Raw genomic sequence first — 12,455 nt, 5'->3', positions numbered from 1 at the left:
ACTAAAACAGTGGGTTAAGTTTCGCTTCGCTACACATTATAACCCACTATTTTAGTCCGCTTAGTGCGGCGTTATGTGAAAATCGTATGGAAGTAACTAATCCAACAATTGATGAAGTAAAAGTCTGGGCTTACTCAAAGGACGACTGGCCCCATGATGAGTGGGATTTGTTTCTATCATGGACTAGAGAAATCGACCTTTTTATAGAATTAGCTACAGATTATAAGTGCCCGAAGCAGGATTTTTTCTTACACATGCTCTATTACATAGTTGGCTCTACCTATGGAGAGCCAGCCAAATCTGACAAAGTCGAACGGATTAAGGGTTACTCTGATAAAGGGGTGGGTATTAAACACGGTGCAATTAGGTTGTGGCGTAAAAATGTCGATGACTTACTTAATAATAAAGTTAGTTACAGCTACGACAACTGGAGGGGTGGTGTCTTTGCCGAGTATAAGTTCACATAACAAGGCCAGTAAATCTGACCTCCGTAAACTGTCTTCTTTTTTGCAAAAACACGCAAAAAAGCAGCCAATTCACTCCGGCAGTTTCTGGCGGCGTTAGCCACACATAAAAGTATGAGCATGAATTCACTAAGAGAACAATTGATAGCGTCATTACATTCAGACAAAGAAGCAGAGAGTTTCTTTACAGAGCGCTTGAATGATTCAAAGTTGCTTTTAGAGCTATGTAATATTTGTGCTCCTCATGACGAGTACTCTAATGACCCAAGAATGGCAGCAGCGTATTACATATCTCAATATCCTGCGGAGCTACTGGCTGAGGTAATCCCGCTTCTCTTGGTTCTGGTTACATTACCATCGTGCGGCGGCGAAGATATGAATGGAAATATCGCCAGTCACCTGTTGGCGGCAATAAATAAGAGTAAGCACCTATATTCGGCAAAAATCTATCAAAATCTTGGCGAAATCGCCCAGGAGTATGGAGTTGAGGTCAATGGCTAACAAGGCCATCAACCATCGCCACTTCGTGGCTGGACAGTCAAAGCGCTGCTTCTTTTGTGCATTTGCTTCGCAAATTTTCGCATAAAAGCTTCATCACTTTGCCTGCCGGTTATGGCAGCGTTATACGTAATTTATGAATAATCTCAGCTCTAAGCAGAAAGCCTTCTATAAAAAGGTTGCCGAAATACTATGGGAAAAGTGGGATCCTATTGGTGTGAATGATGGCGATAATGAGTGGGATGATGAGTATGATAGTTATGTTCCGCACATATTCCGCTTAGCCATTGAAGATAACGATGCTTTTCGAATCGCAGCTTCACTAACTTCTTCTGTTGAGCAAAACATAGGGCTAGGCCCCGATAAAGAGCATGACCGAAAAGTTGCAGAGCTTATCGTGAAAGCAAAAATAGAAATGTTGGGATAATGCAAACGTATAACAAGCGCATGTTGCATCAACCACTGCGTGGATTGGACGGTTTTTCCGCTCGTGCCTCGCTACAAAACCGCCGCAAATGCGGGCGCTGGAGGATCCCCTCATAAATCTTTCAGTCCCGCAGAGTGAGTCAACCAGCGAAACTCGTTAATTGCCCAGCGTATTCGCTGCTCTGGTATGTCGAAGTCAGGCCGTCTTCGCACTTCTTTGCCTAGCCTCACGATTGATAGTACCGCCCGTTTTCGAATGGTATTTGCCTGAAAGTGTCGTTGCCAACCGATATGCTGAGCAACCAGCCCTAACCACCATAAAGTGATTTCAGCCAGCATCGCTATCAGCAGTAGCACGTCATACCTGCGCGGACAGCGCGACCGGCTATGGCGCAAGCCAAAGCCGTATTGGGGGCTTTTTAAGTCTCTAAAGGTTTCTTCTATTTGCATCCGTTTGGCGTATAACTTAGTCACTTGTACCGCGTTAAATAATTCAGGGGGTAAATTGCTGGCCAGTACCCAAGGCTCTTTGGCTGAGCGGTGATACAGCTTCTTGGCCGAATGATTATTGCCTGAGCGGCGTGAACGTTTATCTTTGCGTTGTTTATCCTTAGATTTAAACACATATAAGTGACAAGGCATGGGTTTCTTGCGGGCTATTTGTACTGCACCGATATAACGCGCTTTGTTGTTCGCTGACGCATAAAGGGTTTTAGTAAGCGCCCATTGTTCACTGAGCTGATAACAGACCTCACCACGTAGCCTACCCAGCCAATACCAACCGTAAGAGGCCACTTCTCTAAACCACGTGTTTCGGTATCCCGCATCGGTAACTATCAGCGGTGTACAGCCTTTGGGCAACACCTTCGCAAGTTCAGATAGAAACTGATTGTGACTGCGTGGAGCATTGTAATCTTTGAACTCGAAGGTGCGTTCGTACAGGGTGATAGAACGGCCCTTTATTGAAACAGAAGCTCGCAATGTCATCATCCGTAATTGCTCACGAACATCAGCCCAATCAACCAAGACCACTGGCATGGGGTTAGCGCCGCAAATCTGCCGAGCATGCCACTGGTATATCGCTAAACGTTCACTATTTAAATGGTGATTACCGAGCAAACGGTCGATACGTTTAATGCAGTGTTTGGGTGAGGTACGGCTGGTGATATTCCGCCCTAGCTCGGTGAGAGACAATTTATCGCCATCCAATAATGATGTGGTTGCAACCATCAGGGAGTTAAGGCGTTTTTTGTGAATATTAGGGCATAGCTCAATAAGCATTTGGTGTAGAATTTGAATTTCGCGCATCCCGACTGCCTCCGTGCAGGGTTAGATAGAAAAGGTTTTTGGCGAAATTAATTAGATCAAACCACGGGGTGCGCGTCTACTTATATGAATTCTCAGAGGATTATGAGGGGATTCGCTAGAGCGGGGCGTTAAGTTTCTAGGTTAATCATGGAATTTGAATATAAAAATTTAAATGGAGAGGTTTCGGAGGCAGCGTTCTCTGAATTAGTCGTTGTTGCCGAAGGTCCTATTAAACTGGATAGTGGCTGGCAATCCGATCGCGTTAACTATTTAAAATCTCTATCCATTTATATCGAGTTCCAGTCTGGTCCAGAAAACCCTCCAGGGGTTGTGCCAAGTAGAGCCATTGAAGTCACAAAAGAATATGTTAAACAATCTTATGGTATAAGTTTATAAATATGCATTTTATTATCAATCAAAACTTAACAAGTCAAAGCAGCAACGCCACTTCGTGGCTGGACGCGCTAACGCGCGCCGCTGTTTGAGGCGTTATGTTTCTTATGAAATCATGTACTCATAAAATAAGTTTTGTCGCCAATATCTTTTGTAGTGAAGCGATCCCTGCAAAGTGTTCTATTTGTGGTTGTAAAGTGATCAGGATTCACAATAACGTTGTGGATATCCTCAAAGGTATATTTGCATTCGGAGGTGTGTTACTGGTTGCACTATTATTCATCTTTATCGAATATGCAGGTGTAATAATATTTACAGGCGTTGCCTTATCCTTTTTGGCATATTGCAGGGGGATTGCTAAATCTCCTTTGGTAGTCTTTTCTCGCGAAGAACAATTAGAAAATAAACAGCGTTCTAAAAAACAATTGATTGGCTTGGTTATCTTTGTCATTGTTGCAATAAGTGCTGTGGTATCAGAAACATAACAAGCCATTCAAGCGGGAATTTGTAGTTGATCCGATTCAGTAGACACTCCATTAAAACAAGTTCAGGCGTTTAACTTCACCATAAGGTAGCCAATGAGACTTACTATCATAATATTCAGTATCGTGTTTATTTCGCTACAAACCGCTACGTCTATTCTATGGGTGCAAACTAAGGCTATTGAACAGTTTCGCAGTGCTTTTTTAGCTTTTTACAGCAGTGGTATTCCTATGTGGAGTGATTTAGCATTTTCGTTGGGTGGTTGGTGGTTTTTGCCGTCTTTTATTGCTTTGGCTTTTTTAGTTTTTGGCTCTATTTTTAATAAAACGTACTCCGTTACCATTCTCGCGTTGGTTATTTCAGGCCTTTCTTTTTTTGGAATGCTTTATGCGATGTACCCTGTTGATTTAATGCTAACTGATGTGATGTTCTAAAGGCTTTGTTGGTTTATCTGGCCGTGGTGGTTTACACAAGCTGAGTGTGTCACTGGTCTACTAGATTCCGCGGTAATTTTTTTGCTGAAATAAGGTAACCGTAGCCAGGTAAATAGCTAAGCGTTGAGTACGCGCCATATTGAGCGGTTCTACTTGGTTCTGTTGCTGGCTTAATAAATGTTACCTAGATAGTAATTCTATTAGCTCGTTTTCGGTTGCGGGAATACTTTGCAGCTCAATACCTGCTGGTGAACCACCTTTAAGCATGTAGGCGTTAGTGCTGCAGTGGTCGTAATGAAACCATTGGCCGTCTATGCATACGTTGGTGTAGCAACGTGGATCTTGTATTAATTCCATCTTAATTCCCTTACTGAAATTGTTAACACAGCTTTAACATAAACCATGTTGCTAGAAATTAAATATGATCTACATCAATTCAGCCTGCGAGCTACCTCTAAGGTGTAGTGAATTATTGTTTAAAGAGTGAGCTGGATCTGCTCGTGCACTAAATAGTAACAACGCGCTTGGCCATTTTAGGCCAACCAGCCAATGAATAGTGTTTACCCGCGGTTTCGCTGAGAAGGGGCTAATGATCATCTTCTGCTTATTGTTTATTATGTTTATTAATTTTGGCGAGTTTAAAGAGTAAATAATGAAAAAAGTTTGGTGGTTTTTGGCTGTGGCAATGTCGCTACAGGCTATGGGGCAGCCTTTTCCGCAAGATTTAGTTGAGGCCGCTTTAGCACGTACCGAACATACCGTTATTTACGATGGCTCCTATGTAGCGCTGGATTACCCAAACGGCGACGTACCTAAGCATCTGGGCGTATGCACTGATGTAGTGATTCGCTCTTATCGAGCAATAGGGGCAGATTTACAAGTATTGGTACACGAAGATATGCGCGACCACTTTAGCCTTTACCCCTCGCAGCGAATTTGGGGCTTGAGTGGCACCGATAGGAATATTGATCATCGTCGGGTACCTAATCTACAGGTGTTTTTTGCTCGCCATGGCGAGTCGTTCGCGCGTAGCCAGCAAGCTAGCGATTACCAAGCCGGTGATATAGTCACCTGGATGCTACCGGGCAATTTGCCACATATTGGTATTGTGAGTGACCAGTTATCAGCCGCTGGAGTGCCTAAAATAGTGCACAACATTGGTTTGGGGCCTCAACTAGAAGACATGCTATTTAGCTACCAAATTACTGGCCATTATCGGTATCAACCCAGTGAAAGTAACCAGTAGTATTCGCCACATTCTGGCTAATTGGCGTTTGTTAAGGTACTAAAACGTTGCTTTAAAAACTGAGTAAAGGCCTGTACTTTACTGGTGCGGTGGGTGTCTACGTGAGTACTGAGCCATTGAGGTATCGCCCACTGTGCAGGGGGAGAAATAAGTGGTTCTAGTTCTGGATGCAATTGCGCTAAGCGACAAGACAAAGGCGCTGCGCCAAAGCCTGCCTTTATAGCAGGAACAAAGGCATTAAAGTCATTCACCTTCAAAGCAATTTGCTGCGGTTCGACTTGGCTATTCAACCAATGAATAAAGCTAATTTGCGAATAAGGCTCGATGGTTGAGATAAACTTATGACCAACCACCTGCTCTAGTGACGCAATTTTCCCGTACCGTTTTACATAGTCTTTAGAGCCATACAAAGTGACGGGTATTTCCCCCAGGCTTTGCACCACATAATCAAGATCTTTAGGTTTTTTACCTGGACGAATGCTTACATGGGCTTCGCCATGTTCCAGTTTTAAAATGCGACTGTCGGCCGCATATTCCAGTTTTATTTGCGGGTACAGTGCTTGAAACTCGGCCAATATTGGCAACAAAATATCTGCCATATTGTTCACGGTGGTGAGCGCCAAAGTCCCCGACAGTTGGTTGTCGGTGCCTGCTAACTTACCTAACAAGCGGCTAAAGTCGTTTTGCGTACTTTCCGCGGCTTGGGTTAGCATTATGCCGGATTCGGTTGGCTGATAACCGCGAGCATGGCGATGAAACAAGCGGGTGCCTAGCCGCTCTTCTAAGGCATTAATTCTGCGCAGTACCGTACTGTGGTGAACATCCAAGGCTTCTGCCGCGGCTGTAAGTGTGCCTAGCTTAGCCACTTGGTAAGCAATATGGATGTCGTTCCAATCATTCTTATGTGCATTCATGCACAGAAGTGTTGCACGTATGTTGTTTTTCTTCAAATTTGCTTATGCAACAATGTCCTCAAATCGACAATAACTTCATCTAGAAGGCAATGCTGAGGAGCATAAAATGACTAAATTAATCGCACTTGCAGGTAGCTTACGCGCTCAATCATTTAACAAGAACTTAGTAAAAATTGCCGCCCAAGGCGCCGAGGAAGCTGGCGCAGAAGTACGCTACGTTGATTTAGCCGATTTTGCTATTCCACTTTACTCAGAAGATTTAGAAGCCGAAGGCACACCGGCATCGGTAAATGATTTAAAGCACTTATTCGCCCAAGCCGATGGTATTTTGTTGGCTAGCCCAGAGTACAACGGTTCTATTTCTGGGGTATTAAAAAATGCCTTAGATTGGTTGTCGCGTCCGTCTAAAGACGCTGATATTGGGTCTGCCTTTCAAGGTAAAGTTGCCGGTATTATGGCTACCTCGCCGGGCGGTTTAGGAGGCATTCGTGGCTTAGCCCATACGCGCGATATTTTGTTCAACTTAGGTGTGTTGGTTAGCCCTAAACAAGTGGCGGTAGGCTCGTCTTACCAAGCTTTTAACGCCGAAGGCCAGTTAGCCGATGCAGATATGGAGCAACGGGTAAAAGCGTTAGGGGCTGAAGTGGCTGCAACCGCTAAAAAGTTAGCCAACTAAATCTGCAGGCATTGGCTATTAGTTTTGTTTTCACATGGCTAATAGCGCTGTTTAGTGGAGAGGGCTGGTTTAAAATAAGCTCGCAAAAGATTGCTGTAGCGTAATGCGATTAAGCTGGGTTTTGAGGTGCTGCTGCATATTCTCAAACAAAAAGTTACCCATGCTGATTCGCTTCACTCCCCACGCTTGTAATTGAGTAAAGTCGGCTAGATGCGGCATGCACATAACATTAATGGGTAGTTCACTAAACTCGCAAATGGCTTGTATATCCTCCGCTTTTTCTAGGCAGGGCAGAAAGATACCGTTAGCGCCTGCTGCGGTATAAAGCGCGATGCGTTGTTTAGCTTGTTCGATAGCATCTTGAGTGTTTAACAAAAACACATCACTTCGCACATTAATAAATACATCTATTTTCTGTTGGCTAAGTTGTTGTTTTACATGTGAAATGGTCGCTGAAAACGCATCAGCGTTTAATAAGCTGCGTTGCTGAGTTACCACGCTATCTTCAATATTGATTCCTACTACACCTGCATCACTCAGTCGTTTTATGTTCTCAGCTATTTGCTTTGCTTCGCGGCTATAACCAGATTCGATATCGACAGTGAGAGGAAGTGTTGAATGTTGGCGGATTTGTTTAACTATCGAGTAGAGGCTGTCAAAAGGCATTTGCTCGCCGTCGACAAAACCTTGCGAGGCCGCAATGGCTGCACTTGAGGTTCCAATAGCCTTAAAGCCTAGCTGCTCGGCGAGTTGGGCGCTAGCGACATCCCATACATTGCAAAGTAGTAATGGTGCAGTTTGGTAGTGTAAGTCTTTGAATGTCATAGTTATGCTCCTTGCGGTAAAGCTAAAAGTTACTATGAACACTGACTTAGCCACAACCGAAAACTTAACAAGTATGTTGATTGATTAAGTTGTTGAAGCATTGGTTTTGTTGATACCAAACTTTACCAAGCCCGTTTGGCCAATGGCGACACGAATACTCAAGCTAAGGGTGGTGGCGATAGAAATGCTGAGCATGACAAAAATGGCGATAAGGATCACCAGTTGGTACTTAACAGCCACCATTGGGTCACTACCTGCGAGGATTTGGCCAGTCATCATACCGGGTAGGGTAACCAACCCAACGGTACTCATAGAGGCTAAAACCGGGGCAAATGCTTGTTGCATAGCCGATTGCAAGAAACCTTGGGTGGCTTGTTGGCGGCTAGCACCAAGTGCTAGGTAACCTTGGTACTCACTGGTTTTTTCGTTTAAGGCGCTAAATAGCCGTTGTAAGGCCACAATGTTGCCACTAAGGCTGTTGCCTAAGAGCATTCCGGCTAAAGGAATGAGGTATTGAGCGCTATAGGCTGGGGCGGGTTTGAGTAGCGCCAGTAGCAAAATTACCAGTAGTGGGCTTAAACCCAATATTAAGCCACTTAATACCGGAAAAAATAAGGCTTTGCGTGGTAATTTGGCTTTGCCAATAATGGCGCTGGCCCCTACTAGCAACATGACCGTTAACCATAGTAGGTTTACCCACAGGCTGTTTAGCTCAAAAAGAAATTGCAGATACACACCAAGCAGAGCAAGTTGCAACAGCATGCGCATTAGACTGATGCCAATGTCTTTACCCAAGGCTAAATTAAAGCGCCAGTTAATAAACACTGGAATAAGCAATACTAGGCAAAATAGCCCTAGGGCCGACCAGCTAATGTCTATTGTCATGAGGAATTCCAGCGTTAAAACAAACCATCGAGCAAGCCCTTAGCCCTGCATGCTATTAGTGTAGCGCGGGGCTTTGGTAGAGTCTTGTGCTGATTAAGGTCTAGCGGCTTAACAGGCTTGTTTGCTGGTGCTGTGTTTATACAGTCTTACGCAGTTTTTACCCTCGGCTTTGGCTTGGTATACCGCTTTGTCGGCTGCTTTCATCATGGCTTCGTGGTGTGGCATTTTGGGGCTGCGACTGGCCACGCCAACACTCACACTCACCTGATATTTTTGATGATTTAGTTGCATATTCTCGATGCGTTCGCGAATTGATCCACCTAAGCGATATGCACCTTGCTCGTCGGTATTAGGGCAAATAAGCAAAAACTCATCGCCCCCTAAACGAGCTACAACGTCGTCGTTACGCACCGATTCGCGCAAGGCTCTTGCTAGCAGCATTAATACAGCATCACCAGCATCATGACCGTTGCGGTCGTTAATCTGCTTAAAGTGGTCTGCATCAATCATCATGCAAGCTAAAGGGGTATCGTTAGCCACTGATTGTTTCCATAGCTCCATGAGTTGGATCATGGCATGGCGGCGATTAGGTAAGCCAGTAAGCACGTCGGTATGTGCTAAAGACTGTAAATGCTGGTTGGTTTTTTGCAATGCAAGGGTGCGCTCTTGCACTTTTTGCTCAAGGTTTTGATTTAGCTTTAATAGCTCGTGGTTACGCACACTCACTTGATGAAACAAGCCACGTAACGCGGCAATGAGCGGTTCGGTCGCTAAATCATTGGGTTGCTCTGTTTGGCAGTAGGCGTGCTCTGGGCTATCGCCTTGTTCAATAAAGTGCAGTTGTTTAGCCAATACTTGGTCAATGCCGAGAATGTGGTAAGCCAGCCATTGAATCAAGTAGTCGAGTAGGTGTTTTACTTTGCTTTGTTGGCTGTTGTGGTTGAATTGGCTGAGTTTAGCCACTTCACCTAGAAACTCCTGATGGGCTTTTACATGTGCGCGGCGATGGCGAGCATCTACCTTATGCTGAGCCATTAGCATTTCTTCTTCTTGAAAATGTTCTTTTACGTAGGTATCCAACTCTTGGCTAAGTTGTTGAATAGCACCTTTTGGAGCTTGATTTTCGGTAAGTAAATCGCCAATTTGATTAATAAGATCAATCAAATGCCGATGTTGATCGTCAACAACAGAGATACCTGTTTCAAAGTCTGCAGTCCAACGAAATGATTCCATACTATAGCGTCCAGCAAGTCCCTACTTAAGCGTTTCACGTGGTGGCAATGCGCGTTTAATCGCTCTTGTGGAGCGGACGCCTACCTTAGCGGGTAATCAGACCTGTTAAGCTAATCTACATCAAAAAAACATCAAATAAGAGGCTTTATTAAAAGAAATTTTAACGCTGAAAATTTTGTTTAATTTAGCGTACGAAAATGTGCGAGCAAGAGCTGCTTAAGCAAGCCATTTAACGTATTCTAAATGTCATAATTCTAGCGTAAGCCTAGTTGATAATAAGAGGTGTAGAGTGGAACAAAATTTAAGTGTAGAACAAACGCGAGTGATAGGTGCGTTGTTAGAGAAAGAAACCACCACGCCTGACCAATACCCTCTGTCGTTAAACGCGCTCACCTTAGCGTGTAACCAAAAAAGCAATCGTGAACCGGTAATGGCTTTAAGTGAAGCCGAAGTTCAAGATATTTTGGTGGAGTTACAAGATTTACGAATTGTTACCGAAGCGCCCATGTCGGGGCGAGTAGTCCGTTACCAACACCGTTTTTGTAATACCCAATTTGGCGGCTTACAGCTAAGTGAAGGCGAGCGCGCTATTGTGTGTTTAATGTTTTTACGTGGCCCACAAACCCCCGGCGAACTGCGTACTCGCAGCCAACGCTTAGCTAATTTTGCTAGCGTGCAAGAGGTAGAGCAAAGCTTACAAGCACTTGCTGATCACGAAAGCGGTAAGTTGGTTCTTAAGTTAGAGCGAGAACCCGGTAAACGTGAGTCTCGTTATGCGCATTTATTCTCTGGTGAGCCTTCGTTCGCCGCCGCAGCGCCAAGTGCTGCTAGTGCCGCTGTTGCACCTGTGCAACAAGCTGAACTACAACAGCAAATTGATGAGCTACGCCAAGAGTTGGCTGCTCTCAAACAACGCGTTGTTGAGTTAGAACAATAAAGAAATCTAGTCCCAAAAAAGGCCAGCAATTTGCTGGCCTTTTTTGTTAGCGGGTCATTAATGGAAGGGGAAAATGTAGTTCACCCAACCTTGCATACGTAACAGTACTTTTCGAATCACCGATACATGATGGAAATGTTCGGTATAAATCGCCACTTGGCCGCTGATCCCTATTGGAAAGTCGAAGTCGTCAAAGCGCGGCTCTGGATCAATTATCACTAAACTACGGCTGTGTTTAAACAAGGCATCTGCACCACGCAAGCTGCCATTGGCTTGAAACTCACCCTCGGCAATGGTTGGCATAACTTGGCGAACGGTACCTTTAAACACAATACCTGGTTGAGCGGTAACGATAAACTCGGCCTCGTCACCTGCTTTTAAACGCTTGATAGAGTTTTCCCAAAAAGCCCCTACAAAAATACTTTCTTCTTTAGGAATAAAGGTCATTACTGGGCGCAGCGGCATGGGAACTGCCACCATGCCTTTACGTAAACCTACTTGGGTTACATAGCCGTCGGTAGGGGCGTGCACCACCGTTTGCTCTAGGTCGAATAAGGCTTTATCTAACTGGCTTTGCAAGCGAGCTACATTGGTATTTACCCCGTTTATTTGCGAGTCGTAGGCCAAACGTGCATTGGTTTCATTGGCTTCGGCTACTTGCAGTTGCGCCTCGGCCGCTAAATAAGCTTGTTGGCGGTTTTCTACTTCTAACTCGGTAAAGGGGCTGTTTTTACCGCCTTTTTTGCGGCCTTCGGCATAACGTTGGTAGGCCTTTTGAGTGCGGTCTCGTTCGGCTTTAGCGGCATTGGTGGTGGCTTGTGCGCTGGCCAATTGTGCTAATAGTTGTGGTACTTGTTGTTGCGCTGCTGCAACTTCCGCTTCACGTTGTGCTACTACCGCTTCAAAAGGTTCTGGGTCTAACTTAAACAGTATATCGCCTTCTTTAATCAGCTGATTTGGCACTACCGGTACATCAATAACCTTGCCTCTTACTAGGGGCATAATTGGCACCGAAGTATATATTTGTCTCGCTTGGGCGGTAAACGGATGGTTGTAATTCATTAATATGAGCAGCACCCCAATAATAACAATGCCGCCAAGCACTGCGGTAGGTACTGTCCATTTAGTGAGTGGGATATTGAATATTTTGAACACCGCAATGCAAATGCCGGTGTAAGTGAGAATGAGCAATAAATCCATTATTGATTCTCCTGTTGTTCTAGCTGCTGTACATGTTTGCTAATAATGGCAACTTGCCGTTTTAGCTTGGCCACTTCTGCAGCAAGTTCATCTTCGCGAGATTCTAGTTGTTGTTCTTTTTGCTCTATGGCTTGTTCTTGTTGTTCGAGTTGCTTAAAGCCCCAGCCACGATCTTCTCGATATAAGGTGGCCCATATCCATAAAAAGGGCCAAATAACATGTAAGGTAAACAAGCTTATCCAGCCAGCTACGTGAATGGCGTCTTGATGGGGGTGATTACGGTGTTTAGATATTTCATAGGGAATATCGTGAATGGCGATAATTCCGTAAAACAGCGTGAGGCCAACAAAAAACAGTAGCCCTAAAGCGAAAAAATCCAAAAACATAGTCCCTCCTTGGGATATTTTTGCGATTAACTAAAACTGTTATTCAGCTTAAACGATATTCGTCGATAAAGGTATTAAGTCACGGCGCTTTAACTTGGTGTGCTTGTTAAGTTACTTTGCCATTTAAATCATTAGCTTAAAATTGTC

17 protein-coding genes are annotated in these 12,455 nt (G+C 44.4%); 9 read left to right on the top strand and 8 right to left on the bottom strand.

Annotated features, from left to right (window positions below; genetic code table 11):
* Positions 1-86 precede the first annotated feature (86 nt).
* The 3 genes from Q4549_RS18780 to Q4549_RS18770 all read left to right on the top strand — a co-directional run bounded on the left by Q4549_RS18780 (position 87) and on the right by Q4549_RS18770 (position 1,389).
* The gene (locus tag Q4549_RS18780; protein WP_303553863.1) at positions 87-467 is read left to right on the top strand and encodes a hypothetical protein; all 381 of its coding nucleotides are present in this window, start codon (positions 87-89) and stop codon (positions 465-467) included.
* Positions 468-584: 117 nt separating this feature from the next.
* Positions 585-965 (top strand): hypothetical protein, encoded by a 381-nt coding sequence (locus tag Q4549_RS18775; protein WP_303553864.1) that lies wholly within the window; start codon positions 585-587, stop codon positions 963-965.
* 133 nt (positions 966-1,098) lie between these two features.
* Positions 1,099-1,389 (top strand): hypothetical protein, encoded by a 291-nt coding sequence (locus Q4549_RS18770; protein WP_303553865.1) that lies wholly within the window; start codon positions 1,099-1,101, stop codon positions 1,387-1,389.
* Between the two features lie 110 nt (positions 1,390-1,499).
* On the opposite strand, the gene Q4549_RS18765 is transcribed toward Q4549_RS18770, so the two are convergent.
* Positions 1,500-2,696, bottom strand: a complete 1,197-nt coding sequence (locus Q4549_RS18765; protein WP_303553866.1) for an IS4 family transposase — start codon at positions 2,694-2,696, stop codon at positions 1,500-1,502.
* 147 nt (positions 2,697-2,843) lie between these two features.
* On the opposite strand from Q4549_RS18765, the gene Q4549_RS18760 reads away from it, so the two are divergent.
* The 3 genes from Q4549_RS18760 to Q4549_RS18750 all read left to right on the top strand — a co-directional run bounded on the left by Q4549_RS18760 (position 2,844) and on the right by Q4549_RS18750 (position 4,006).
* The gene (locus Q4549_RS18760; RefSeq protein WP_303553867.1) at positions 2,844-3,092 is read left to right on the top strand and encodes a hypothetical protein; all 249 of its coding nucleotides are present in this window, start codon (positions 2,844-2,846) and stop codon (positions 3,090-3,092) included.
* A 104-nt stretch (positions 3,093-3,196) separates the two neighbouring features.
* Positions 3,197-3,574, top strand: a complete 378-nt coding sequence (locus tag Q4549_RS18755; protein WP_303553868.1) for a hypothetical protein — start codon at positions 3,197-3,199, stop codon at positions 3,572-3,574.
* A 93-nt stretch (positions 3,575-3,667) separates the two neighbouring features.
* The gene (locus tag Q4549_RS18750) at positions 3,668-4,006 is read left to right on the top strand and encodes a hypothetical protein (protein WP_303553869.1); all 339 of its coding nucleotides are present in this window, start codon (positions 3,668-3,670) and stop codon (positions 4,004-4,006) included.
* Between the two features lie 180 nt (positions 4,007-4,186).
* Here the strand turns inward: Q4549_RS18750 and Q4549_RS18745 are convergent, their stop codons facing one another.
* Positions 4,187-4,363, bottom strand: coding sequence for a hypothetical protein (locus tag Q4549_RS18745; RefSeq protein ID WP_303516336.1), 177 nt, complete (start codon positions 4,361-4,363; stop codon positions 4,187-4,189).
* Between the two features lie 328 nt (positions 4,364-4,691).
* Here Q4549_RS18745 and Q4549_RS18740 point away from each other — a divergent pair, with 328 nt between their 5' ends.
* A complete protein-coding gene (locus Q4549_RS18740; RefSeq protein ID WP_303553927.1) occupies positions 4,692-5,252 on the top strand; it encodes a DUF1287 domain-containing protein in 561 nt (186 codons plus the stop codon).
* Positions 5,253-5,269: 17 nt separating this feature from the next.
* Here the strand turns inward: Q4549_RS18740 and Q4549_RS18735 are convergent, their stop codons facing one another.
* Positions 5,270-6,166: a LysR family transcriptional regulator gene (locus Q4549_RS18735; RefSeq protein WP_303553870.1), complete on the bottom strand. Its 897-nt coding sequence runs from the start codon at positions 6,164-6,166 to the stop codon at positions 5,270-5,272.
* A 106-nt stretch (positions 6,167-6,272) separates the two neighbouring features.
* Here Q4549_RS18735 and Q4549_RS18730 point away from each other — a divergent pair, with 106 nt between their 5' ends.
* Positions 6,273-6,842, top strand: coding sequence for an NADPH-dependent FMN reductase (locus Q4549_RS18730; RefSeq protein ID WP_137672355.1), 570 nt, complete (start codon positions 6,273-6,275; stop codon positions 6,840-6,842).
* Between the two features lie 69 nt (positions 6,843-6,911).
* Here the strand turns inward: Q4549_RS18730 and Q4549_RS18725 are convergent, their stop codons facing one another.
* The 3 genes from Q4549_RS18725 to Q4549_RS18715 all read right to left on the bottom strand — a co-directional run bounded on the left by Q4549_RS18725 (position 6,912) and on the right by Q4549_RS18715 (position 9,785).
* Positions 6,912-7,667 (bottom strand): isocitrate lyase/phosphoenolpyruvate mutase family protein, encoded by a 756-nt coding sequence (locus Q4549_RS18725; RefSeq protein ID WP_303553871.1) that lies wholly within the window; start codon positions 7,665-7,667, stop codon positions 6,912-6,914.
* A gap of 84 nt (positions 7,668-7,751) precedes the next feature.
* Entirely contained in the window at positions 7,752-8,552 is an 801-nt protein-coding gene (locus Q4549_RS18720) for an ABC transporter permease (protein WP_303553872.1), read from the bottom strand.
* 108 nt (positions 8,553-8,660) lie between these two features.
* Positions 8,661-9,785, bottom strand: a complete 1,125-nt coding sequence (locus Q4549_RS18715; RefSeq protein ID WP_137672353.1) for a GGDEF domain-containing protein — start codon at positions 9,783-9,785, stop codon at positions 8,661-8,663.
* A 289-nt stretch (positions 9,786-10,074) separates the two neighbouring features.
* Here Q4549_RS18715 and Q4549_RS18710 point away from each other — a divergent pair, with 289 nt between their 5' ends.
* The gene (locus Q4549_RS18710) at positions 10,075-10,722 is read left to right on the top strand and encodes a YceH family protein (RefSeq protein ID WP_303516324.1); all 648 of its coding nucleotides are present in this window, start codon (positions 10,075-10,077) and stop codon (positions 10,720-10,722) included.
* 57 nt (positions 10,723-10,779) lie between these two features.
* On the opposite strand, the gene Q4549_RS18705 is transcribed toward Q4549_RS18710, so the two are convergent.
* Positions 10,780-11,922: an HlyD family secretion protein gene (locus Q4549_RS18705; protein ID WP_303516322.1), complete on the bottom strand. Its 1,143-nt coding sequence runs from the start codon at positions 11,920-11,922 to the stop codon at positions 10,780-10,782.
* Complete coding sequence (locus Q4549_RS18700; protein WP_303516320.1) at positions 11,922-12,308, bottom strand: DUF3302 domain-containing protein; 387 nt, start codon at positions 12,306-12,308, stop codon at positions 11,922-11,924. The genes Q4549_RS18705 and Q4549_RS18700 overlap by 1 nt, the downstream gene beginning before the upstream one ends.
* Positions 12,309-12,455: the final 147 nt, after the last annotated feature.

It is taken from the genome of Agarivorans sp. 2_MG-2023 (assembly GCF_030548085.1).
In the GTDB taxonomy this organism is placed as follows: domain Bacteria; phylum Pseudomonadota; class Gammaproteobacteria; order Enterobacterales; family Celerinatantimonadaceae; genus Agarivorans.
The sequence above is the reverse complement of the archived record's forward strand: the minus strand, read 5'-3'. Positions and strand labels throughout refer to the sequence as shown.